Source organism: Streptomyces sp. NPDC057617 (assembly GCF_042800555.1).
GTDB lineage: Bacteria > Actinomycetota > Actinomycetes > Streptomycetales > Streptomycetaceae > Streptomyces.
The window spans coordinates 106,942-130,741 of sequence record NZ_JBHVGV010000007.1 but is presented as its reverse complement, the minus strand read 5'-3'; the positions used below and the strand labels follow the sequence as shown (position 1 = coordinate 130,741).

Annotated in this window: 19 protein-coding genes; 10 read left to right on the top strand and 9 right to left on the bottom strand. The window is 72.2% G+C overall.

Annotated elements, in window-relative coordinates; translation table 11 throughout:
- Positions 1-6: 6 nt before the first annotated feature.
- Positions 7-888 carry an inositol monophosphatase family protein gene (locus ACFU9P_RS19050; RefSeq protein ID WP_376386785.1) on the top strand — a complete coding sequence of 294 codons (882 nt, stop codon included), beginning with the start codon at positions 7-9 and terminating at the stop codon, positions 886-888.
- 7 nt (positions 889-895) lie between these two features.
- On the opposite strand, the gene ACFU9P_RS19045 is transcribed toward ACFU9P_RS19050, so the two are convergent.
- Positions 896-1,717 carry a nucleotidyltransferase domain-containing protein gene (locus ACFU9P_RS19045; RefSeq protein WP_384082119.1) on the bottom strand — a complete coding sequence of 274 codons (822 nt, stop codon included), beginning with the start codon at positions 1,715-1,717 and terminating at the stop codon, positions 896-898.
- Between the two features lie 85 nt (positions 1,718-1,802).
- On the opposite strand from ACFU9P_RS19045, the gene ACFU9P_RS19040 reads away from it, so the two are divergent.
- The 4 genes from ACFU9P_RS19040 to ACFU9P_RS19025 all read left to right on the top strand — a co-directional run bounded on the left by ACFU9P_RS19040 (position 1,803) and on the right by ACFU9P_RS19025 (position 6,433).
- The gene (locus tag ACFU9P_RS19040) at positions 1,803-3,218 is read left to right on the top strand and encodes a phytoene desaturase family protein (RefSeq protein WP_384082116.1); all 1,416 of its coding nucleotides are present in this window, start codon (positions 1,803-1,805) and stop codon (positions 3,216-3,218) included.
- A 13-nt stretch (positions 3,219-3,231) separates the two neighbouring features.
- Positions 3,232-3,753 carry an O-acetyl-ADP-ribose deacetylase gene (locus ACFU9P_RS19035; RefSeq protein ID WP_384082113.1) on the top strand — a complete coding sequence of 174 codons (522 nt, stop codon included), beginning with the start codon at positions 3,232-3,234 and terminating at the stop codon, positions 3,751-3,753.
- Between the two features lie 250 nt (positions 3,754-4,003).
- Positions 4,004-5,338 (top strand): Dyp-type peroxidase, encoded by a 1,335-nt coding sequence (locus ACFU9P_RS19030; protein WP_384082110.1) that lies wholly within the window; start codon positions 4,004-4,006, stop codon positions 5,336-5,338.
- Between the two features lie 57 nt (positions 5,339-5,395).
- A complete protein-coding gene (locus tag ACFU9P_RS19025) occupies positions 5,396-6,433 on the top strand; it encodes a beta-propeller fold lactonase family protein (RefSeq protein ID WP_384082107.1) in 1,038 nt (345 codons plus the stop codon).
- A 44-nt stretch (positions 6,434-6,477) separates the two neighbouring features.
- Here the strand turns inward: ACFU9P_RS19025 and ACFU9P_RS19020 are convergent, their stop codons facing one another.
- The 4 genes from ACFU9P_RS19020 to ACFU9P_RS19005 all read right to left on the bottom strand — a co-directional run bounded on the left by ACFU9P_RS19020 (position 6,478) and on the right by ACFU9P_RS19005 (position 12,213).
- Positions 6,478-7,476 carry a cytochrome d ubiquinol oxidase subunit II gene (locus ACFU9P_RS19020; RefSeq protein ID WP_384082104.1) on the bottom strand — a complete coding sequence of 333 codons (999 nt, stop codon included), beginning with the start codon at positions 7,474-7,476 and terminating at the stop codon, positions 6,478-6,480.
- The gene (locus tag ACFU9P_RS19015; RefSeq protein WP_384082101.1) at positions 7,473-8,921 is read right to left on the bottom strand and encodes a cytochrome ubiquinol oxidase subunit I; all 1,449 of its coding nucleotides are present in this window, start codon (positions 8,919-8,921) and stop codon (positions 7,473-7,475) included. Before ACFU9P_RS19015 ends, ACFU9P_RS19020 begins: the two co-directional genes overlap by 4 nt.
- A gap of 128 nt (positions 8,922-9,049) precedes the next feature.
- Positions 9,050-10,498, bottom strand: a complete 1,449-nt coding sequence (fumC, locus tag ACFU9P_RS19010; protein WP_384082098.1) for a class II fumarate hydratase — start codon at positions 10,496-10,498, stop codon at positions 9,050-9,052.
- On the bottom strand, positions 10,495-12,213 hold the full coding sequence (locus ACFU9P_RS19005; RefSeq protein WP_384082095.1) for an NAD-dependent malic enzyme: 1,719 nt from the start codon (positions 12,211-12,213) through the stop codon (positions 10,495-10,497). Before ACFU9P_RS19005 ends, fumC begins: the two co-directional genes overlap by 4 nt.
- A 148-nt stretch (positions 12,214-12,361) precedes the next feature.
- Between ACFU9P_RS19005 and ACFU9P_RS19000 the strand changes: the two genes are divergently transcribed.
- Together ACFU9P_RS19000 and ACFU9P_RS18995 are read left to right on the top strand one after the other, a co-directional pair.
- Entirely contained in the window at positions 12,362-13,879 is a 1,518-nt protein-coding gene (locus ACFU9P_RS19000) for an AlkA N-terminal domain-containing protein (protein WP_384082092.1), read from the top strand.
- A gap of 52 nt (positions 13,880-13,931) precedes the next feature.
- Positions 13,932-14,447, top strand: a complete 516-nt coding sequence (locus ACFU9P_RS18995; RefSeq protein ID WP_384082087.1) for a methylated-DNA--[protein]-cysteine S-methyltransferase — start codon at positions 13,932-13,934, stop codon at positions 14,445-14,447.
- Positions 14,448-14,475: 28 nt separating this feature from the next.
- Here ACFU9P_RS18995 and ACFU9P_RS18990 read toward each other — a convergent pair whose 3' ends face one another.
- The 3 genes from ACFU9P_RS18990 to ACFU9P_RS18980 all read right to left on the bottom strand — a co-directional run bounded on the left by ACFU9P_RS18990 (position 14,476) and on the right by ACFU9P_RS18980 (position 17,181).
- The gene (locus ACFU9P_RS18990; RefSeq protein ID WP_376382364.1) at positions 14,476-15,198 is read right to left on the bottom strand and encodes an NAD-dependent deacetylase; all 723 of its coding nucleotides are present in this window, start codon (positions 15,196-15,198) and stop codon (positions 14,476-14,478) included.
- Positions 15,199-15,275: 77 nt separating this feature from the next.
- Positions 15,276-16,493 (bottom strand): hypothetical protein, encoded by a 1,218-nt coding sequence (locus tag ACFU9P_RS18985; protein ID WP_384082084.1) that lies wholly within the window; start codon positions 16,491-16,493, stop codon positions 15,276-15,278.
- Positions 16,494-16,677: 184 nt separating this feature from the next.
- Complete coding sequence (locus tag ACFU9P_RS18980; RefSeq protein WP_376382368.1) at positions 16,678-17,181, bottom strand: NUDIX domain-containing protein; 504 nt, start codon at positions 17,179-17,181, stop codon at positions 16,678-16,680.
- 88 nt (positions 17,182-17,269) lie between these two features.
- Between ACFU9P_RS18980 and ACFU9P_RS18975 the strand changes: the two genes are divergently transcribed.
- From ACFU9P_RS18975 to ACFU9P_RS18965, 3 genes are all read left to right on the top strand, one after another.
- A complete protein-coding gene (locus ACFU9P_RS18975; RefSeq protein WP_384082081.1) occupies positions 17,270-18,424 on the top strand; it encodes a glycerate kinase in 1,155 nt (384 codons plus the stop codon).
- Between the two features lie 387 nt (positions 18,425-18,811).
- Positions 18,812-19,933 carry a lipid II:glycine glycyltransferase FemX gene (locus ACFU9P_RS18970; RefSeq protein WP_384082078.1) on the top strand — a complete coding sequence of 374 codons (1,122 nt, stop codon included), beginning with the start codon at positions 18,812-18,814 and terminating at the stop codon, positions 19,931-19,933.
- Between the two features lie 166 nt (positions 19,934-20,099).
- Entirely contained in the window at positions 20,100-21,893 is a 1,794-nt protein-coding gene (locus ACFU9P_RS18965) for a GNAT family N-acetyltransferase (protein WP_384082075.1), read from the top strand.
- On the opposite strand, the gene ACFU9P_RS18960 is transcribed toward ACFU9P_RS18965, so the two are convergent.
- Positions 21,873-23,789, bottom strand: coding sequence for an AMP-binding protein (locus ACFU9P_RS18960; RefSeq protein WP_384082072.1), 1,917 nt, complete (start codon positions 23,787-23,789; stop codon positions 21,873-21,875). The genes ACFU9P_RS18965 and ACFU9P_RS18960 overlap by 21 nt on opposite strands.
- Positions 23,790-23,800 lie beyond the last annotated feature (11 nt).

The following is a 23,800-nucleotide window of genomic DNA, read 5'->3' as shown; positions in this document are numbered from 1 at the left end:
GGAAGCATGATCGATGACTCTGTGTACGGAACGGTCCCCCTGCGAGGCGCGGCCTCGTCGGGGGACGGGGTGCCCGCCGGGCCCCGGGTGTCGGCCGTCGAGGCGGCGGTGCGCGCGGCGGCCGCCGCCGAGATCATGCCGCGCTTCCGGCAGCTCGCCGCGCACGAGATCAGCGAGAAGAGCGGCCCGCACGACCTGGTGACGACCGCGGACCGGCGCGCGGAGGAACATCTCGCAGCCGCCCTGACCGCGCTGCTGCCCGGCTCGCTGGTGGTCGGCGAGGAGGCGGTCCACGCCGACCCGGCGGTGTACGACGCGCTGCGCGCGGACGCGCCCGTATGGATCGTCGACCCGGTCGACGGCACCCGCCAGTTCGTCCACGGAGAGCCCGGCTTCTGCACGCTCGTGGCGCTGGCGCAGGGCGGCGAGGTGCTGGCGTCCTGGACCTACGCGGCGGCGCTGGACGAGATGGCGATCGCCGTACGCGGCCGGGGCGCCACGCTCAACGGCGTCCCGCTGCGCGCCGGAGCCCCCGCGCCCGGCGCGAGGCTGGAGATCGCCATGTCCCACCCCGACTACACCACCGACGAACAGAAGCGCGCCCTCCTGGGCCTTTACACCGAGGGCATCAGCACCCGCGCGTGCGGCTCGGCGGGGCTGGAATATCTGGCCGTCGCCCGGGGCGCGCTCGACGCTGTGGCCTTCAACTGGGAACTGGCCTGGGACCACGCGGCGGGCCTCCTCCTGGTGACGGAGGCGGGCGGCGCCCAGACGACCCTCACGGGCGAGCCGTTCCGTATCACCGGCGGTAACGCGCTCCCCTTCACAGCGGCCCGCGACACCGCCACGGCCCAGTACATACGGCAGCGGCTCCTGACGGGCGCCTGACAACCCGTCAGGCGCCCAGGACGGCTCGTACCTCCCGCACCAGATCCCCGGCCTCCTCCACCGCGTCCGCGTCCAGCACCTTCAGCACCCGAGCGACCCGACCGGCGAAATCCGGCGGCGTGTCCGGGAGAGCGGACGCCAGGGCGGTCGCGCCCTTCTCGTTGAGGCACCAGACGCGGTGGTGCGCGAGCAGGGCCTGTACGAGCACGCCGAAGGCCCGGGACAGACAGAGCGAGACATGGAGGGCGTCGCCCGCGCCCGCCGACTTACGGGCCGCCGCGACGGAGAAGTCCGCCTCCCAGGCCGCCGCGGCGAGCGCCGTCCGCAGCCGGTCCGGATAGTGCCGGGTCGCGCTCCGCAGCGCCGTCAACTCGCCCGAGGGGTCGGCCAGTACGCGGCACAGGGCGACCTCACCCGCGTACGCGGGCGACCAGAACCCGAGCGGGTGGCCCGGCTGCACACCGATCTCGAACCGACCCTCGCAACACTCCCCCCAGACCCGTTCCACCCGGTCCAGATCCCGCAGGATCCAGTCCACGGCGGCCCCGTCCACCCGCAGCCACGCGCCGCCGTCGACCCAGGGCCCCCACTGCCCGGGGCCCGCCACCTCCACCGGCGAGTCCGCCACCTCCGAGGCCAGCGCGGTCAGTGCCGGTACGTCGATCTCGCCGCGGTAGTAGACGCCCAGGTCCCAGTCGGAGTCCGGGCGGTGGGTACCGCGGGCGCGGCTGCCGCCGAGTGCCACGGCGCGTACGCCCCGTACCTCCGTGAGCCGGGCCGCCATCGTGGCGAGGGCGCGGGGCAAAGGGGTGTCAGGTGTGGGGTTCATCGTCGCGGACAGTACCCGCCCTCGGGCTGTCGGTGGCCGGGAATATCCTGGGACTTCTTGCCATCGGCTACGAAGGAGTCCGAAGGTGACGTCGATGCTCGATGCAGTCGTCGTGGGGGCGGGACCGAACGGGCTGACCGCCGCGGTCGAGCTGGCCAGGCGGGGATTCTCGGTGGCCGTGTTCGAGGCCAGGGACACCGTCGGCGGGGGCGCCAGGACCGAAGAGCTGACGCTGCCCGGATTCCGGCACGACCCCTGCTCCGCCGTGCACCCGCTGGGCATCGGCTCGCCCGTCTTCGCGACGATGCCCCTCGGCCGGTACGGGCTCGACTGGCTCCACCCCGAGCTGCCCATGGCGCACCCCTTCGACGACGGCACGGCCGCCGTGCTGTCCCGCTCGGTCGCCGAGACCGCCGCGTCCTTCGGCCCGCGCGACGCCGGGGCGTACCGCCGTCTGGTCGCCCCCTTCCTCGGCAAGTGGGACACCCTCTCCCGGGACTTCATGTCCCTGCCGCTGACCGCGCTGCCGCGTGACCCGGTCACCCTGGCCCGCTTCGGACTGGCGGGGCTGCCGCCCGCGACCTGGCTGGCGCACCGCTTCCACGACGAGAAGGCGCGGGCTCTGTTCGCCGGTCTTGTCGCCCATGTCATCGCGCCGCTGAGCGGGTTCGCCACCGGCGCCGTCGGCCTGATCTTCGCGCTCGCCGCGCACGCCGGCGGCTGGCCGGCCGCGCGCGGCGGCTCCCAGTCGATCTCCGACGCGCTCGCCGCGTACCTCCGCGACCTGGGCGGCGCGGTCCACACCGGATACGAGGTCAAGCGCCTGGACGACCTGCCGCCCGCCCGCGCCTATGTCTTCGACACCTCGCCGACGGCCCTGGCCCGTATCGCGGGCCTCGGCCGCGCGTACGACGGTTACCGCTACGGAGCGAGCGTCTTCAAGATCGACTACGCGCTGGACGGGCCGGTGCCCTGGACCGCCGAGGAGCCCCGCCGGGCCGGCACCGTCCAGATCGGCCCCACCAGCGGGGACATCGGCACGGCCCTGCGCCAGGCGGCGGGCGGGCAGCCGCCCGCGACCCCGTTCCTGATCGCCGCCCAGCCCAGCCTGGCCGATCCGTCCCGGGCCCCCGAGGGCCGGCAGGTCTTCTGGGTGTACGGTCATGTCCCCAACGGCTGGCAGGGCGACCTCACCGACGCGGTCGAGCGCCAGCTCGAACGCTTCGCCCCCGGCTTCCGCGACCGCGTGCTGGCCCGCGCGACCGCGGGCCCGCCCGAGCTCGCCGCCCGTAACGCCAACTACGTCGGCGGCGACATCGCGTGCGGCGCCGCCTCCGGGCTCCAACTGCTCCTGCGCCCCAAGATCTCCCTCACCCCCTACGCCACCGCGCACCCCGCCGTCTTCATCTGCTCCTCCGCGACCCCGCCCGGCCCCGGAGTCCACGGGATGTCCGGGCACAACGCGGCGAAAGCGGTCTGGCGGCGGCTGCGCGCGACCTGAGGAAGCCACCGATATGGCAACCCTGACCCTTGTCCGCGGAGACATCACCGACCAGCGCGTGGACGCCATCGTCAACGCCGCGAACTCCTCACTGCTCGGCGGAGGCGGTGTCGACGGCGCGATCCACAGCCGGGGCGGCCCCGAGATCCTCGCCGAATGCCGCGCCCTGCGCGCCTCGCACTACGGCCGCGGCCTCCCCACCGGCAAGGCCGTCGCCACCACGGCCGGCCGCCTCGACGCCCAGTGGGTGATCCACACGGTGGGCCCGGTGTGGAGCGCCGCCGAGGACCGCTCCGAGCTGCTGGCGTCCTGCTACCGCGAATCCCTGCGGATCGCGGGCGGTCTCGGCGCGAAATCCGTGGCCTTTCCGGCCATTTCCACCGGGATCTACGGCTGGCCCATGGACGACGGCGCCGGGATCGCCGTCCGTACGGTCAAGGAGTCCGCGACGGCGCCGGTCGAGGACGTACGGTTCGTGCTCTTCGACAAGCGGGCGTACGGGATCTTCGAGGCGGCCCTGACGGCCGAGGGCTGATACCGGAGCGGGGCCGGCCCCCTCCGGCCACGCGGTGATCTTCACTACCCCGGAGCAGTACGCCGGGAGACTTCGCGTGCCCAGGGCGGGGGCCGGGGCCCTCGCGGGCAGGGGCGGGGGAGGGCTCCGCCTGGCCGCGGTGGCGATGGCGGGCGGGCGGGGCGGCCGGTACTTTCGGCGCCAGGGCGTGTTTCGGAAGCAGCGTCGTCCGAAACACGCGCTGGGCGGTCCCGTCCCAGGAGGGAACCGTATGAGCGAGAAGAGACAGCCCCGCCCTGCGCCCCCGCACGATCCCGGGGCGGCGTACCCGGGCGGCGAGTGTCCGGCCGGTTTCTTCGCCCGCCGTTCCTTCCTCCAGGGCACGGTCGCCGCGGGCCTCGCCGGAGCGGCCGGGGCCGGTCTGCTGGACAGCGCCGGCGCCACCGCCCGTACCGCCAGCGCCGCACCGGCCCGCGCGGCCGTCCGGGACAGCAAGCCGATCCCGTTCCACGGCCATCACCAGGCCGGCATCGTGACCCTCCCGCAGCGGGACGTGACCTTCATGGCGTTCGATGTGACCGCCGACGACCGCAAGGCGCTCACCGACCTCTTCCGCACCCTGACCGCGCGGGCCCGCTTCCTCACCGCGGGCGGCACACCGCCCAGGACACCTCCGGACGAGCCCGCCTCCGACAACGGCATCCTCGGCCCCGAGATACCGGTGAGCGATCTGACCGTCACTGTCGCCCTCGGCGCGAGCCTCTTCGACGGCCGGTACGGACTGGCCTCCCGCAAGCCGGTCCAGCTCGTCACCATGAAGGCCTTCGCCCACGACGACCTGGATCCCGCCCTCTCCCAGGGCGACATGCTCGTACAGATCTGTGCCACGAACCGCGACACCACCGTGCACGCGCTGCTCGACATCCTGACCCACACGAGCGGCGGCATGAACGAGCGCTGGCGCATCAACGGCACACGCAACCCGTCACGACCTGTCGGCGTCCCTCGCGACTGGTTCGGCTTCAAGGACGGCATCGCCAACCCCGATCTCAACGACACCGCCCAGCTCAACCAGGAGGTCTGGGTCCAGCCGCGTACCGACGAACCCGACTGGGCGGCCGGCGGTACGTACCAGGTGGTGCGCATCGTCCACTTCAAGCTCGAAGAGTGGCAGAAGCTGACCGTCGCCCAGCAGGAACGGATCTTCGGCCGGCGCAAGGCCAGCGGCGCCCCCATGTACGCCACGGACCCCAACGCCTCGGACCAGCTCGACCCCATCTACACCAACGATCCGCAGGGCCTGATCACCCCGCTCGACTCCCATGTCCGGCTGGCCAATCCGCAGACCCCGGAGACCGCGTCGACCAGCGCCATCCTGCGCCGGAGCTACGACTACGACCGCAGTCCGGACGTACGCGGCGGACTCGACCTGGGCCACGCGTTCTGCTGCTTCCAGCGCGAACTCAACACGTATGTCGCCATGCAGACCCGGCTGGAGGGCGAGGCGCTGGTGCCCTACATCACCCCCCAGGGCGGCGGTTACTTCTTCGCCCTGCCCGGTGTCCGTGACAGCCAGGACTACTACGCCCGCGGCCTCCTCGCCTGACCGCCGCCCACGGACCGGCCCCGGCCACGACCCCGGCCCAGCCCCGCAGGAGGCACCATGCAGCACTCGCACCCGCACCCGCGGCGCACGAAGGCGCTCCGCCCGGTCACAGGGGCTTTTGTCGCCCTCCTGCTCACCTCCTGTTCCGCGGCCGGCCCCGTACGGCAGGACCCGGTCGCGGCGCCCTCCGTCAGCGCGCGGGCGGGAGCCGGGAGCCGGGTCTATGTGACCAATCAGCTCGACAACACAATCTCCGTGATCGACACCGGGACACACAAGGTCACCGCCACCGTCCCGGCGGGCACCGGCCCCGAAGGCATCGCCCTCACCCCGGACGGCAAGCACGCCTATATCGCCAACAGCGCGTCGGCCAAGGTGTCGGTGCTCGACACCCGGACCCACAAGATCGTCGCGACCGTGGCCGTCGGCAAGAGCCCCAGCGGTGTCGCGCTCACCCCCGACGGCCGGACCCTCTATGTCACCAACGGCGGTGCGAACAGTGTCTCCGTGCTCGACACCCGCACCAACCGGGTCACCGCGACCGTCCCGGTCGGTGTCTCCCCGGTGAGCGTGGCCGTGGCCCCCGACGGCGCCACGGCGTATGTCGCCAACTCGGGCTCGGCCGGTGTCTCGGTGATCGACACCCGTACGCGCCGAGTCGTCCGTACCATCCCTGCGGGCAGCTTCCCCGTGGCCGTCGCCGTCAGCGCGGACGGCCGGTCGGTGTATGTCGCCAACGAAGTGGCCGCCCGGGTCTCGGTCCTCTCCACCCGCACCGGCAAGGTCACCGCCACCGTGCCGGTCGGCGAGGGAGTCTTCGACGTGACCCTCTCACCGGACGGAAAGAGGGTGTACGCCGCCGTGCTCGGCCCGGGCGATGTGTCCGTGATCGACACCGGCTCGCACCGGGTCGTCAAGACCGTCCATGTGGGCCCTCCGGGAACCGATCCGTTCAATATCGAGGCCACCTCCGGCGCGGTCTATGTCACCGACCAGGGCGCGGGCACCCTCTCGGTCATCGACCCGGCGACCCTCAAGGTCACCTCGACCATCACCCTCGGCAACAGCCCGTACGGCGTGGCGGCCGCCCCCTGACCAGCGCGCCGCCCCGGGGGCCTCAGGACCGGTTCAGGACCGGATCAGGACCGCGTCTCCAGCCTGCCGCGGTTCTGCAGGACGTAGAGAAGCGCCAGCGAAGGCGCGATCAGCGCACCCGCGGCGACCGCGACCCCCGTGAGCACCCACAGCGTGGGCGTGGGCGCCGCCGCCTCGTCGATACGGAGATGAGTCCCCAGCAGATACGGGTACTGCGCCACGCCCCAGCCGCACACCACCGTCGCCACCGCCAGCGCGGCCAGCGCGCGCAGGGCCACCGGCTTCTCGCTCCTGAGCAGCGCGAGACTCGCCAGCCCGCAGAGCGCAGAAATGATCAGCAGCGCCAGCCCGCGGTGGCTCAAGTCGTGGAACAGGCGCGGGGAGTCGGCCTGGAGGATGAAGATCCCGGCGAGCCCGACCGCGCCGGTCACGACCCCGGCGAGCAGCGCCCGGCGGCGGAAGTACGCTTCGAGTTCCGGGCTGTGGTTCTGCGCCGCCGAGACGGTCAGGAACACCGCGGCGAGATAGGCGCACACCGCCACGGCCAGCACCCCGCCGAGCGCCGATGTCGGATTGTTCCAGCTCGTCAGCGGATCGCCGGCGCCACCGGTGGGCACCCGCCCTGACGCGATGGCACCGGCCACACTGCCGAAGCAGTACGGCGTGAGCACCGAGGACACCGCGAAGGCCACCCCGTAGATACGCTGCTCCGGCGTACGCATCGACGCCTTGCGGAAGGCGAAGCCCGCGCCCCGCAGCACAATGCCCAGGGCGGCGAGGCCCAGCGGGATGTACAGCGTCGTGGTGATGGCCGCGAACGCGCTGGGAAAGGCGCTCCACAGCATGACCAGGCAGTAGATCAGCCACGTGTGATTGGCCTCCCACACCGGACCGATCGACACATCGATCAGCTTGCGGGGCCTGCTGCCGCGCGCCGCCCCGCCGGCGGTCAGATCCCAGAATCCGGCGCCGAAGTCCGCCCCGCCGAACAGCGCGTAGGCGATGACACCGAGGAACAGGAGGACCGAGATGGTGTCGCTCATGGACGCCCGCCCTCTCCCGCGTTCGTGTCGGTCAGCGGCCGGACGGGACCGTACGGTACGTCGAGACCCTCGTCCCGCTCGTCCCCGCCGGCTCTCCACCGCTTGGTCAGGGACCGCAGGATCAGTACGGCGCTGGTGCCCACGGTGAGATAGATGGCCAGTACCGTGGCGAAGAACGGCCAGATATTGCCCTGGGTCGTCACCGCGTCCCTGGTCAGCAGCAGACCCACGACGGTCCAGGGCTGCCGCCCGACCTCGGTGACCACCCAGCCGCTCTCCAGGCACACCACGGCGACGATTCCGCTCACGGCTGCGCATCTCAGGAACCACCGGTTCCCCGGCACCTCCCGCTTGCGCCACCACAGCCACGCGAACCACAACGAGAGGGCCAGCAGCGCGAACGCCGTTCCCACCATCACGTCGAACGCGAGATGCACCACGCTCACCGCCGAGTCGTCGGGGCGTACCGAAGGGGGGATCGCGTCGAGCCCGCGGATCTCCGTCGACGGACTGAACCCGGCGAGCAGCGAGGCCACGTCCGGGATCCTCAGCCCGTACCGCACCTCGCCGTCGATCAGCACCCCGCCGATCGTCTCGGGCACATGGCTCCCGGTGTCGGGAAGCAGTTCGACCGCGGCGAACTTCGCCGGTTCGTCCTGGAAGACCTGACGAGCGACCACATCGCCGACATAGATCTGTACGGGCATGACGACGGCGGCCACGACGAATCCGATGAGGAACCCCTGCCGGTGGTAGTGGTCGCGCCGCCCCCGCAGCATGCCGACCGCGTAGACGCTGGACACGAAGAACCCGGCGACGATGTAGGAGGCGAGCATCATGTGCACCGTCTCGAACCAGAAGGCGCCGTTGAAGAACACCTCGGCCGGCCTGACCTCCACGATCCGGCCGCCCCGCATGGTGATCCCGCCCGGCTGGTTCATCCAGCTGTTGGCGGCGACGACGGCGGCCGTACCGCCCATGCTCGCCAGGACCACGGGAACGCCCGTCCAGAAGTGTGTCCAGGGCGGGAGCCGCTTCCAGCCGTAGATATAGATCGAGACGAAGATGGCTTCCAGGAAGAAGAAGATGCCTTCGATCGCGAACGGGAAACCGAAGGCGGCGCCGTACCGGCCCATCAGCCCCGGCCACAGCAGGCCGAGTTCGAAACTCAGCACCGTACCCGTGATCGCTCCGACGGCGAGCAGTACGGCGGCGACCTTCGACCATCGCTGGGCGAGGAGCAGGGCCGACTCGTCGTTGTGGCGCAGACCGCGGTAGTTGGCGATGAGCATCAGGGCGGTGAGCGCCACCCCGAACGGTACGAGGATGATGTGGAAGCCCAGCGTGAAGGCCATCTGCTCCCGGGCGGGCAGCAGTTGCGGCGGGTCGCCGGCCGAGGCCGCGGCCCGGAACAGAATCCCGGCGGCGTGAGCGGAGGATGGCATTCCTGCATCGTCCACGGGCAGGTCGGCCCGGTACCCCGGCGACACGGACCGGCGGCGAGTGACACCCGTTCAGGTGCCGGGCCCGCGACCAGGGCTGTCGGTCGGCCGGGGAACGCCGGCGCGGCGCGTCAGTCGCGGAGACCGGCCATCTTACGGGGGTCGATCACGCGGTCGTACTCCTCAGCCGTGAGATAGCCGCTGGCCAGGGCGGTCTCGCGCAGGGTGGCGCCCCGGTCGGCGGCCCGGTGGGCGATCTCGCTGGCCCGGTCGTAGCCGATCTCGGGGGAGAGGGCGGTGACGAGCATCAGCGAGCGGGAGACATCCTCCTCGATACGGTCGCGGTGGAGTTCCGCGCCCTCGACGCAGTAGACCCGCAGCTTCTCGCTCGCGTCCCCGAGGATCCGGGCGCTGTGCAGCACATTGCTGATGATGACCGGGCGCATCGCGTTGAGTTCGAAATTGCCCTGGCTGGCGGCGAGGGCGACCGCGCTGTCCTCGCCGAGCACCTGGATACAGACCATGACCATGGCCTCGCACTGCGTCGGGTTGATCTTGCCGGGCATGATCGAGCTGCCCGGTTCGTTGGCGGGCAGGGCCAGTTCGCCAAGACCGCAGCGCGGGCCCGACGCCAGCCAGCGCAGATCATTGGCGATCTTCATCAGCGGTACGGCGACCGCGCGCAGCCCGGCCGAGGCGGCGGCCATCGCGTCGAGCCCGCCCTGGGCGGCGAAGTGGTTGGCGGCGACCGTGAAGGGCCGGCCGGTCAGCTCCGCCAGTTCGGTGGCGACCGCGGAGCCGAAGTTCTCGGGGGCGTTGAGGCCGGTGCCGACCGCGGTCCCGCCGATCGCCAGCTCATGGAGCGCGGGCAGAGTGGCGCGTACCCGCTCATGGGCGTCGGTGAGCTGCGACGCGTAACCGGACCACTCCTGGCCGACGGTGAGCGGGACCGCGTCCTGGAGGTGGGTACGGCCGACCTTGACGACATCCCGCCAGGCGGCGGCCTTGGCCGAGATGGCCTCGGTGAGCGTGGCCAGCGAGGGCAGCAGTTCGTCGTGCAGCGCCCGCACGGTGGCGATATGCATCGCCGTGGGGAAGGTGTCGTTGGAGGACTGCCCCATATTGACGTGGTCGTTGGGGTGGATCGGGGTACGCGAGCCGAGGATGCCGCCGACGAGCTGGATGGCCCGGTTGCTGATGACCTCGTTGACATTCATATTGCTCTGCGTGCCCGAGCCGGTCTGCCAGACATAGAGCGGGAAGTGCGCGTCGAGATCGCCGGCGATCACCTCGTCGGCGACCTTCGCGATCAGATCCCGGCGCCAGCCGGACAGCCGGCCGTCCCGCCCGTTGACCAGGGCGGCGGCCTTCTTGACATAGCCGTAGGCGTGGTAGACGGCCTTGGGCATGCGGTCGTCGCCGATCGAGAAGTGGATGAGGGAGCGCTGGGTCTGCGCGCCCCAGTACCGGTCGGCGGGCACCTCGACCGTACCGAGCGAGTCGCGTTCGACACGGGTGCCCCGGGCGTCGATACCGATGGGCAGATCCCGTGCCACCGGCCCGTCCCCGTCCCAGTTCATCGGGCACCGCCTCCGTCGCGGCTTCGGCCGGGACCGCCGTCCCTTCGGCCGGGACCGCCGTCCGCGAGTCCCGGGAGGGGCCCGTACCGCGGCTGCCACATCGCGTCCTGCACGGCCTGCACCAGGTCATCCGGACGGTTCTCGGCCACCCCCTCGGTGATCGCGGCCCGCGCCACGGCCACGGCCACGGTGGCCGAGGAGGCGCGCAGATCCGCCACCGGCGGCAGCAGCGCCGCGCCCGGCGCCCCCACCCGCGCCTGGCCCGCCACGGCCTCGGCGGCGGCGAGCAGCATGCCCGGAGTCACCCGGCGGGCCCGCGACACAATGGCGCCCAGACCGAGCCCGGGGTAGAGCAGGGCGTTGTTGGCCTGCCCGATCACATGCCGTACGCCCTTCAGGTCGACGGGGGCGACCGGGATGCCCGCCGTGGTCAGCGCCTTGCCGTCGGTCCAGGCGAGGATGTCGGCGGGCATCGCCTCGATCCGCTCGGTGGGGTTGGACAGCGGGAAAATGATCGGCCGCTCGACATGCCGGGCCATCTCCGTCACCACCTCCCGGGTGAAGGCTCCGGGGACGGTGGACGTGCCGATCAGAATGGTGGGCCGTACGTTGCGTACGGTCGCCGCCAGGCCGATCGCGCCCCGGTCGGTCCAGCCCTCCGCCTCCGAGGCCGGCCGGGCATAGCCGCGCTGGTAGTCGCGCAGGTCGTCCATGTCGTCGGTGAGCAGGCCCTGCTTGTCGATCAGCCACACCCGGCGCACCGCGTCGTCCCGGTCCAGACCGTCGCGGACCATCGCCTCCACGAGCTGGTCGGCGATCCCCACCCCGGCGGTGCCCGCCCCGAAGACCACCAGCCGCTGGTCCCTGAACGGTGTCCCGGTGACCTTCAGCGCCGAGACGACGGCCGCGAGCGTGATCGCGCCGGTGCCCTGAAGGTCGTCGTTGAAGATCCGGTAGCGGCCGGCGTTCTGCTCCAGGATCCGGCGGGCGTTGTCCGGGCCGAAGTCCTCGAAGTGCAGCAGGGCGTGCGGGAACAGCTCGGCGGCGGTCTCCAGATAGGCGGCGACGAACTCGTCGTACGGCTTCCCGCGCGTGCGGCTGCGCCGTACCCCGAGGTAGAGCGGGTCGTTGAGCAGCGTCTCGTTGTCGGTGCCCACGTCCAGTACGACCGGGATGCAGCGGTCCGGGTGCAGGCCGGCCGCGGCGGTGTAGACGGCGAGCTTGCCCACCGAGATCTGCACCCCGTTGACGCCCCAGTCGCCGATACCGAGGATCTCCTGCGCGTCGGTGACCACCAGCATGTCCACATCGTCAGGACCGAGTCCCTGGTGTTCGAGGGCCGGCCGGATGTCCTGAGGATGGTCGATGGACAGATAGACCCCGCGCGGACGCCGGAACTCATGGCTGTACCGCTTGATCGCGTCGCCCACCGTGGGGTCGTAGACGATGGGCAGCAGCTCGGCGAGATGGTCGGCGAGGACGCGGTAGTACAGCACCTCGTTACGGTCGTGGAGCTGCTCCAGATACACGTTCTTGGCCAGCGCGTCGGGCTGTCTCCGAAGCTGTTCGTACGCGCGCTGAAGCTGCTCGTCCAGGGACAGCACCGCGTCGGGCAGCCGTCCCACCAGCTCCAGTCTCTCGCGCTCCTCGGCGGTGAACGCCGTGCCGCGGTTGGTGAGGGGATCGGACATGACAGGGGGCAGGGCCTGGGACACGGGAGCACTCCTCGGGGAATATCTAGTCGAAGATCCGTTGTCCCTTCCATCGTCGTCCCCGGCCGCCGGACTCGCGCGGCAGGGGGGCCCGACGTCGATGTCGGATTTCTGCCAGCCCGGCGGGCCCGTGTGGCGGATGCTGGAAGCCATGTACACCGATACCGAGCGCTGCGTACGGGCCGTGCGGTCCAAGGACGCGCGGTTCGACGGCTGGTTCTTCACCGCGGTGCTGACCACCCGGATCTACTGCCGGCCGAGCTGTCCGGTCGTACCGCCCAAGGCCGAGAACATGACGTTCTACCCGAGCGCGGCCGCCTGTCAGCAGGCCGGTTTCCGGGCGTGCAAGCGGTGCAGGCCCGACACCAGCCCCGGCTCCCCGGAGTGGAACGCCCGCGCCGACGCCGTCGCCCGCGCCATGCGGCTCATCCAGGACGGGGTCGTCGACCGCGAGGGCGTCCCCGGTCTTGCCGGGCGGCTCGGGTACTCGGCCCGGCAGATCGAACGGCAGTTGCTGGCCGAGCTGGGCGCAGGGCCGCTCGCGCTGGCGCGCGCCCAGCGGGCGCAGACCGCGCGCGTACTGATCGAGACGACGGCACTGCCGATGGCCGAGGTCGCCTTCGCGGCGGGTTTCGCCTCCATCCGCGCCTTCAACGACACCGTCCGCGAGGTCTTCGCGCTGTCGCCGAGCGAGCTGCGCACGCGCGCGTCCCGTGGCGCGCGAGGCGCCCACGGCGTGCGCGGTACGCGGAGCACAGGCGATCCGGAGCAGGCCGGCACCCGCGGAGTCATTTCGCTCCGCCTGCCCTTCCGCGCGCCCCTCAACCCCGACAACCTCTTCGGCCATCTCGTCGCGACCGCCGTCCCCGGTGTCGAGGAGTGGCGCGACGGCGCGTACCGCCGCACGCTCTCCCTGCCGTACGGGCATGGCATCGTCGCCCTCTCGCCGCGCCCCGACCACATCGCCTGCCGGCTCTCCCTCACCGACCCGCGCGATCTCACCCTCGCGATCAGCACCTGCCGCCGGATGCTCGACCTGGACGCCGATCCGGTCGCAGTCGACGAGCAGCTGCGCGCCGATCCGCAGCTCGCCCCGCTGGTCGACAAGGCGCCGGGGCGGCGGGTGCCCCGTACCGTCGACGCGGCGGAGTTCGCCGTACGGGCCGTCCTCGGCCAGCAGGTCTCCACCGCCGCGGCCCGCACCCACGCGGCCCGGCTGGTAACCGCGCACGGAGTGCCGGTCGACGACCCCGAGGGCGGGCTGACGCATCTCTTCCCGGCCCCCGAGGCGCTGGCCGGGCTCGACCCGGAGGCGCTGGCCCTGCCGCGCACCCGGCGTACCACCCTCACCACCCTGGTCGCCGCCCTCGCCGACGGTTCGCTCCGGCTCGGCACCGACAGCGACTGGGAGCGGGCGCGCGAGCAGCTCACCGCCCTGCCCGGGTTCGGGCCGTGGACGGTCGAGGCGATCGCGATGCGCGCGCTGGGCGACCCGGACGCGTTTCTGCCGACCGATCTCGGCGTACGCCGGGCGGCGGGGCGGCTCGGTCTGCCGTCCACCCCGGCCGCACTCACCAAGCGCGCCGCGGCCTGGCGGCCCTGGCGGGCGTATGCCGTGCAGTATCTCTGGGCGACGCATGACCATGCCATCAACCGCCTTCCCGTATAAGCATGTTCAACCCGCTGAGCGTGTTCGACGCAGCAGGCAAGGATGTTCCCTCATGACCACCACGCACATCACGCACACCGTGATCGACAGTCCGTACGGTCCGCTGACACTCGTCGCGGCCGACGGCGTCCTCAAGGGCCTCTACATGGTCGGGCAGCGCCACCGCCCACCCGAGGAGAACTTCGGCGAGCCCGACCTCAGGCCCTTCACCGAGGCCGTGCGCCAACTCACCGCGTACTTCGACGGAGAGCTGACGGAGTTCGATCTCCCGCTGCGCCTCGACGGCACCCCGTTCCAGCGCAGCGTCTGGGACCAGCTACGGAAGATCCCGTACGGCGAGACGCGCTCGTACGGTGAACTGGCCGAATTCCTGGGCAAGCCGGGCGCCTCGCGCGCGGTGGGGCTGGCCAACGGCAAGAACCCGATCGGCATCATCGTGCCGTGCCACCGGGTGATCGGTTCGACCGGCGGCCTCACGGGCTACGGCGGCGGGCTCGACCGCAAGCAGCGGCTGCTGGTCTTCGAGGGCGCGGCGGCCGGGGCTCCGGCCACCGCCACCCTGTTCTGAAGGCCGGCGAGACGGGGGTCCGCCCCCGTCAGTCGCCGCGGTACCTCGTCAGCAGCGTGGGCAGCGCCGTACCGATCGGCTCGCGGATGATCTCGTGGGCGCGGTCGTCGTACGGCGTCGGCTCGGCGTTCACCACGATCAGCCGGGCCCCGTGATCGGCGGCGATCCCCGCCAGCGAGGCGGCCGGCTGCACCTGCAAGGTCGTACCGACCGCGATGAACACCTCGCACGCCTTGGCGATCGCCACCGACTGCGCCAGCACCTCGGGGTCGAGCCGCTCGCCGAACATCACCGTGGCCGACTTGAGGATCCCGCCGCACGCCAGGCAGCGCGGGTCCTCCTCGCCTGCCGCGACCCGGCCCAGCGCCTCCTTCATCGAGGAGCGCACATGGCATCCGGTGCAGACGATCTCCCGTGCGGTGCCGTGCAGTTCGAGGACCTTGCGGGCCGGCATCCCGCCGAGCTGGTGCAGCCCGTCGACATTCTGGGTGATCACCCGGACCGCCGTCCCCGACCGGCTCAGCTCCGCCACCGCGCGATGCGCCGCGTTGGGCTCGGCACGCAGCGTGGGACTGTCGCTCCGCATCCGCCAGGACCGGCGCCGGATCTCCGGATCGGTCATGTACAGGTCGTACGTGACGAGCTTCTCGGCCCCGGGATCGCGGCGCCACAGCCCGTTCGGCCCGCGGTAGTCGGGGATGCCGGAGTCGGTGGAGATCCCGGCGCCGCTGAGGATCGCGACGAGAGTCATACGGCGAGCGTACGCAGCGGTGCCCGCGCGCGGCGAACGAATTGGCCCGGCGGCAGGGCCTTCGCCGGACCCGGGCGTCAGGGGGCGGCGGGCTTCCGTACGGCGGTGAAGGGCGTCGGCGTACGGCCCGTCCAGCGGTGCAGTACGGCGCGGCCCGTCTGGAGCGTGGCGCCGCCGTCCTGGACCGTACCGATCTCGGCGAGGTAGTAGCGCCCGTCGTCGAGCGAGACCAGCCCGTACTGGCCCGCCGACTCCCAGCCGTACAGCCCGGTCGGCGCGTGATGCAGGCCGCGGGACAGCAGCGACAGCAACTGCCCGCGCTCCGGGCGCTGCTGACCGCGTACGGTGCCGACGGTCGCGCGCTTCGAGCCGTCGACCACGAAGAGGGAGTAGTTGGGGAACCGAGTCTTCGTGCCCTTGTACACGGCCAGCAGCCAGTCGCCGCTGTGCGCGTCGTACTCCAGGTTCTGCACGCCGTAGGTGGTGTTGCCGGTGTACGCGAAGTACTTGCCGTCGGGCGCGGCGGGGCCGCTGGTGTGCGGCGCGGACTCGGTGAGCGGCTTCTCGTACTTCTTCCAGCGCCGGACGTCGTACTGGAGCAGCACCTGGTGATCGTTGTCCAGGCGGTCGGCGTTGGCGTACACCCCGTACGCGACGGTCAGTTGAACACCGCCACCGCCACCGCCACCGCCACCACCGCCGCGCCGGTCGAAGGCGGGGCCGAACGCGACACCGTCGATACCGCTGCATCCGTACCGGTGGTCGGGGGTCTTCGCGATGTCGCCGTCGAAGACGCCGTCGCGGTTCATATCGGCCGTGTAGTCCTTCGTCACCTCTTTCAGGTGCACGGTGGAGACCACGCCGGTCGACTGGGCGTCCATGTTCATCCGGGTGATGCGGTCCCCGTCGAAGATCGCGATGTAGAAGGCCTTCGCGGCCTTGTACTCCAGCGAGCCGTAGATCCGGCCGTCCTGCGCGTTGAGGTCCAGATCCCCGAGATGACCGGTGAAGCCGGTGACCGAACCGAGGGGTTTGCCGCGCAGATCGGTCTTCACCAGGAGGTTGGTGAAGGAGAAGTACATACGGCCCTTGCGGCGGTCGACGGCCATGCCCTGGAGATGACCCGACCGCCAGGCACCGCCGTTGACGGTGGTCGGCAGGGCGGGAGCGCCGTCCGGGCTCCGTTCGGCCGCGCCGGCCACGCCCGCTCCGGCACCCCCGCCGATCACGGCGGCCGACGCGACGACTACAGATGTGACGAGGGCCGCGAGTCGGCCGTGTGTCTGGCTTCGCATGAGTCCTCCGGGATCGTGGGACTCAAGAATGATGCCGGGCACGGGAGTTGGGCGGGACGGCGACGGACGAATGTGGCGCATACGCGCCGTCTACGACGCCCCGCGACAACCGCGCCCGCGCCTCCTGGCCGAAGCTTGCGGTACCGACAGACGATCGCCCCCACGGGCAGGACGGGCGTACGCGTCAGGACGTGCCCGGACGGAGGCCGTTCTCCAGTTCCACCGTGCCCGCGCCCGACTCCACCACGTCGAGCGCCGCCTGTACCCGCAGGCCGAGCGAGCCCAGCAGATACGCCGGGATCTCCTCGCGGTCGAGCAGGCGCCACGACAGCAGCTCCTCCTCCTGGAGCCGGATCGCCGCGAGCTGCCGCTCGTCCAGCACCCCGCCGTCGTACAGATACGCCGCGATCGGCGGCCGGGCCTTGCCCGGCACCCAGTCGACGGCCAGCAGCCGCCCCGGTTCGATGTCCAGGCCGATCTCTTCGAGCGTCTCGCGGCGGGCACCCGAGCGCGGGGTCTCGCCGTCGTCGGACTCGACGGTCCCGCCGGGCAGCGCCCAGCCCTCCCGGTAGTTGGGCTCGACGATCAGTACACGCCCCCCGGCATCCCTGAACAGCATGGCGGCGCCGGCGAGTACTCGGGGAAGACCCGCGATATACGCGGCGTATTCGGTATCGGTATCCGTCACACGGGCAGCCTAGGCCCTGTCTGGGACTTGTTCGGACGGATAGGGTCAGGGGCGGCGCGACTGCCTGTTCGAGAGCAGAGGGAATCACGTGACGGACGGAGCAGTAACCGAGGTCGCACGCGTACTGGTCGCGGCGGACAAGTTCAAGGGGACCCTCACGGCCCTGGAGGTCGCGGAACGGGTGACCGCCGGGCTGCACCGGGTCGCCCCCGATACCGTGGTCGAGACCCTGCCGGTCGCGGACGGCGGCGACGGTACGGTCGCGGCGGCCGTGGCGGCCGGTTTCGAACGGCGTGAGGTACGGGTCACGGGGCCGCTCGGCGACGAGCTGACCGCCGCGTACGCCCTGCGGGACGGTACGGCCGTCATCGAGATGGCCGAGGCGTCCGGCCTCCAGCACCTCCCCAGGGGCGTCTTCGCCCCCCTGACCGCGACGACCCACGGCTCCGGCGAACTGCTGCGCGCCGCGCTCGACGCGGGCGCGCGGACCATCGTCTTCGGCGTCGGCGGCAGCGCCACCACCGACGGCGGCGCGGGCATGCTCGCCGCGCTCGGCGCGCGCTTCCTGGACGCGGACGGACAGCCCGTCGGGCCGGGCGGCGGCGGACTGCGGGACCTCGCCACCGCCGATCTGTCCGGCCTGGACGGGCGGCTCGGTACGACGGACATCGTCCTCGCCAGCGATGTCGACAACCCGCTGACCGGGCCCAAGGGCGCCCCCGCCGTCTACGGCCCGCAGAAGGGCGCGAGCCCCGAGGACGTGGCCGTGCTCGACGCGGCGCTCACCCACTACGCGACGGTGCTGGAGGCGGCCATCGGTCCCCGCGCCGCCACTCTGGCGCTCTCGCCGGGCGCGGGCGCGGCGGGCGGTATCGGGTACGGCGCGCTGGTCGGCCTCGGCGCGAGCTTCCGGCCCGGGATCGAGGTGATGCTCGACGTACTGGGCTTCGCTCCCGCGCTGGCCCGGGCGACCCTCGTGATCACCGGCGAGGGCTCGCTGGACGAACAGACCCTGCACGGCAAGGCCCCCGCGGGGGTCGCGGCGGCGGCCCGGGCACGCGGTATCGAGGTCATCGCGGTCTGCGGGCGGCTGGCCCTGCCCCCGGAGGCCCTGGGCCGCGCTGGTATCCGCCGCGCGTACGCCCTCACCGACCTGGAACCGGACCCGGCGGTCTGCATGGCACAGGCGGGCCCCCTGCTGGAACGCCTGGCAGCACAGATCGCGGCCGACTTCCTGACCTGAGCCGTTCCGCCCAGGGCTCCACCTCCTCCTGCCCGCTGCCGGGTTCGCGCCCGGCAGCGTCCCTATCAAGCCCGTCCGCCGTTTGAGGACGGAACCGTCAGCCCCGACGCCGGGCGCCCGCTCGGGCAGAGGCCGACCCTGCCGGGCTCGGGCCGCAGGCCGACGGTTCGGCCTCTGGGGTGCCGGGCCGGCCCCCTGTCGGGAGGACATCCGGCGCCGGGGTCGGCCGTTCCGTCCCCGGACGCCGGACGGGCTGGTCGCGCGTCACGCCCTGAGGTGTGTCCTCACCGCCCCCGCGCGTGTCCGGCCCGCCCCTGCGTGTGCGGCACGTATGACTTAGAGGTCTGCTGACCACAGGCCCGCGCGCCGAGCGAAGGAGCACTTCCCATGGGCTACCGCCTGAAGACGATCAAACGCGACGAACATCTGGCCTTCGTCCGGGCCAGACCCTCGATCAGCCATATGCAGGTTCCCGCGTGGGGCGACGTCAAGCCGGACTGGCGGGCGGAGAGCCTCGGCTGGTTCGACGAGCGGGCGCGCATCATCGGCGCGGGGCTCGTCCTCTACCGGCCGGTGCCGAAGATCAAGCGGTATCTCGCCTATCTGCCCGAGGGCCCGGCCATCGACTGGTTCGCGCCGGACCTGGCGCGGTGGCTCCACCCCCTGCTCGCCCACCTCAAGTCCCGTGGCGCCTTCTCGGTGAAGATGGGCCCGCCCGTCGTCGCCCGCCGCTGGAAGGCGGACGCGGTCAAGGCGGCCATCGCCGACCCCGAGATCAGCCGGCTGCGCGATGTCACGCCCAGCATGGAGGAACGCCGCGCCTTCGCGATCACGGACCGTCTGCAGCGGATGGGCTGGCGGCAGAGCGACGAAGGACCCGACGACGGCTTCAGCGCCGGCCAGCCGCGCCATGTCTTCCAGGTGCCCCTCGCGGGACGGACCCTGGACGAGATCCAGAGCGGCTTCAACCAGCAGTGGCGCCGCAACATCAAGAAGGCCGAGAAGGCCGGCGTCAAGGTGGAGCGCGGCGGCTACGAGGACCTGCCGGTCTTCTACGAGCTGTACCGCGAGACCGCCGAACGCGATCAGTTCCTGCCCCGCCCGCTGACGTACTTCCAGGGCATGTGGACCGCGCTGATCAAGGAGGACCCCGACCGGATGCGGCTCTATCTCGCCCACCACGACGGCGAGGTCCTGTCCGCGGCCACGATGCTCACCGTCGGCGACCACTCCTGGTACTCGTACGGCGCGTCCACCGGCCGCAGGCGCGAGGTGCAGCCGAACAACGCCATCCAGTGGCGCATGATGTGCGACGCCCATGAGCGGGGGGCGCGCGTGTACGACCTGCGGGGCATCACCGACACGCTCGACGAGAGCAACCATCTCCTCGGTCTGCTCCGCTTCAAGGCGGGCACGGGCGGCGAGGCCGTCGAGTATCTCGGCGAATGGGACTACCCGCTCAACAAACTGCTGCACAAGGCGCTCGACCTCTATATGGCACGGCGCTGAACAGCCACGGCGCCGAGCGGCGCGCTGCCGGCTCCGCAAGCTCCGCCGGCTCTGCCATAGGGACGACGCGGCCCGCCGGAACCCCGCCGGGCCGCGCGGCGTCCCTCCCAGTCGGTGCCCCGCCGGGGTCCCGCCCGGTTCCGCCGACAGGACCTAGGGTTGAGCCGTGCGGACACGGATACGGGACGCTCGCCCCGCCGAGGCGGAGGCGCTGAGCGCGCTCGTGCTGCGCTCCAAGGCCCACTGGGGTTACGACGACGCGTTCCTGGCCGCGTGCCGTGAGGAACTCACCATCCGGGCCGCCGATATGACGGGCCGTCGGATCGTGGTCGCGGAGGACGAGGAGTCCGGAGCGGCCCTCGGCGTCGCCTCACTGGAGGGCGCGGCACCCGAAGGAACCCTCGGCCTGCTCTTCGTCGAACCGCACGCGATCGGCCGGGGCATCGGCAGGATCCTGTACGCCCATGTCCTCGACGCGGCCCGGGAATTGGGTTTCAAGCGGCTGACCGTCGACTCCGACCCGCACGCGGTCGGCTTCTACCGGGCCCTCGGCGCGCGGCCCGCCCCCGGTGGCAGCGGTGAACTGCCCCGGCTCCACGTCGAACTGGCCCCGCGAGCGGGCTGGGTGCGGGCATGGACGGGCGGGCGGCGGACCGTACAGCTCGGCAATGTCGCCGAGTTCCAGGCGCAGTTCGGGGCGGCATCCCCGTCGTCACCGCCCGCGCGTCTGAACGAAGCCGGGCTCCGCGCCAGTACGCACTACTCCTGTCTGGCCGCACTGGGCAGCCCGTACCCCGCCGCGGTGGTACTGCCCGGGACCGTACCCGTCGGCTGGACCGAGCTGCTGTGCCGCCAACTCGCCTGGGAATCGGTTGAGTTGTACGACGGTCTCAACACCGGCGCCGGGGGACTGGCCGCCGAGGTCCTGTCCCGCCCCGCCCTTGCCCGCCAACTCCGCGGCCTCGGGCTCCCCTTCGTACCCTGGGGCCACACCCCCGCGACCGGCGAACTGTCCGGGGTGCCACTGCCGCCCGGGGCGCTGCGGTACGAGTCCAAGCGCGCGGCCAACACCCTCTTCCACCAGCTCGCTCCCGGCCATCCCGGCATCGTCGTACCACGCCAGTGGCCGGTCCCCACGCGCCTCGCGGCGGCCCGGCTGATCGTGGCACGCGCCCGCGTCGGCGCCGGCAGTGTGGTCAAGACCGAGCACGGGGTGGGCGGTTCGGGCACCCATGTGGTCACATCCGTACGCGCCCTGCCGCCGGTGCTCCGCGCGCTGCCCCGGGGCCCACTGCTGGTCGAGGAGTACATCGGCGCCGAGTACGCCGACGCCGCCACCGGCCCGCACCCCACTCCGTACACCCCGCCCCGTGATCTCACCTACGACGGTCTCGTGGACGCGGCGGGCGGCGTCCACGATGTGGGCACCGCCCGGATGGATGTGGCGGGCACGGCCTACCAGGGCGCCACCGTCGGCCCCGGCGCCGTCCCGGACGAGGCGGCCTCGGTCGCCCTGCGCTTCGGGCACGCCGTGGGACTGCGGCTCGCCGCGAGCGGCTACCGCGGCTGGTACGACGTCGATTTCGTCACCGCCCCTGCCGGCCGGCTCGCGCCGACGGAGATCAATCTGCGGCTGACCGGGCCCTCGGTGGCCTTCATGGTGAAGGCCCGCCTCGACGAGACCCGAGGCGGCGCCCATCTCGTACGCACCCTGGACCGTGTCCCGCTCGGCGCCCGGCTTCCCGACGCCGAACTCATGGCGTGGCTCGCCGAGTTGACGGCCCGGTGTGCGAGCACCGGAGCGGTGCTGGTGCCCTCGATCCCCACGGCGGCCTTCGACCCCGCACCGTATGTGGGCGTCCTGCTCGCCGCCCGGGCGCCCGGCCGCCTCGACGCGGCCGAGACACTGGTCCGTACGGCGGCCGAGGACCTCGGCGGCCTATTCGCCCCTGCGCGCTGATGCCTCGTCCCGGCGCGCCGACGGCACGCCGAGGACCGCCCAGGCCACCACGATCCCGGCCGCGATCATCAGCGGCACATTGAACGCGTAGACGAGCGCCGCCTGGCGCGGCCAGTCCTGCTTGGCGGCCAGCCGGTAGAAATTGTCCTGCGGCCACCACGCCACCAGCAGCCAGACGAGCGCGAGATGCGCCGCGGTGGTCAGCCCGCGCGGCCCGCCCCGCCGCAGCATCGGTCCCCGCCCGCTCACCAGGAATCCGGCGCCCGCCGCGAAGGACACGATCTCGAAGACGTAGAGCAGGCCGAACAGCCCGCTCCACGGGCCCGGCACTCCGGTCAGATCGGTCGATCCGGGCCAGAAGGTGTCGGTGAGGACGGCGGCCAGGATGCCCGCGAGCACCGGCACCCCACAGCCCTTGGCCGCCGCCGACATCTCGGCGCCGCTCATCCCGCCCTTGCCCGCGTACTGCTTCGCCCCGGGGACCGGCGGCAACGGCAGTGCTGTGCGGTCGACCTTCCCGGCCGCGTTCCTGGGCAGCGGATCGACCCGTACGACCGTGCCGGGGACATCGGCGGCCGGGACCAGCCCGCTCAGCCGGGCCCGCAGCGACGCCGCGTCCGGCACAGCGCCCGCGCGGCCCGGCGATACATAGGCGATCAGCGTGCCGCCCGTACGCCCACGGTCACCGGTGACGACGACCTCACCTATGTCCGGATGGCCGCCGAGCGCCGACTCCACCCGGTATGTGTCGACCGTCCTGCCGCCTATCGCGACCCGGTCGGCGATCCTGCCGCGGAACTCCAGCGGCCCTTCGCCGTGGTGCCGCCCCGCGTCACCGGTCGGAACCGCGTCGCCGCCCTCCGGCGGAGTGAGCCAGATCAGCCCCTTCCGCAGCTCCGCCGTACAGCCCGGGAACGGCCGGCCGAGATACGCGACCCGCTCCGGATGCTCCACAGGACCCGGCAGATGGCCCGGCTCGAACCACATACCGCACCCGGCGACCTCCGCCGGCCCGTACACACTCAGCACCCGGGCCCCCGGATCGGGCAGCAGCCCCTGGAGCCGTAGCTGCTCATCGAGCCGCAGCGGTTCGCCGCCCACCAACAGCAGCCGCAGGGAGGGGAGTCGGCGCTCCAACAGGAGGGCCGCGGTCGCCGGACCGGTCTCCGCGACGGTGACATTCTCCGACTCGGCCAGCCGCCCGTCGACCGGCTCTCCGTCGACCGGCCGCTCCGGCAGCACCAGTGTCCCGCCCGAGCACAGCGCCCGTATCCAGCCGCCGGTGAACTCGGTGGTCCCGGTCCCCGCGGTCACCAGCAGCCGGTCCTCCGGCACCAGCCCGTACACCTCGGTCCAGGCGGCAAACGCGGCGACCCACCGGTCATGCCCGGAAGTGACCGCCCGCCGCTCGCCCGTCGTACCCGCCGTGAACAGTACGGTCGCCCGTCGGCTCCCCGGCCGCCGCGCGGGCGCCGTGTCCGAATGGGCCGCGATCGCTTCGGCGTCGCGGTCGAGACAGATCTCCGCCCGGCGGCGGCCGTCGTCGATCCGCGCCAGCAGCTTCTGATGAGTGATCACGGCGTCGGCCCCGGCGAGCCCCAGCAGCCGGCGTATCTCCTCGCGCGGCGCCCCTGCCTCCACGACGGTGTACGCGTGACCCGCCTTCAGCACCGCCAGCATCGCTGTCAGGGCATCAGGCACCCGGTCCGTACAGATCGCCACGGTGGCACCGGACTCCGGCAGTCCGCCCTCGGCGGCCAGATACGCCGCCAGCCGATTGGCCGCCGCGTCCAGCTCGCGATAGCTCAGCCGCGCGCTCCCGCTGATCACAGCGGTCCGGTCGGGCGCGCGCCGGACTTGGTCCTCGAACAACTGGTGTATCGATCCCCCGGTCATGACCGGGGATC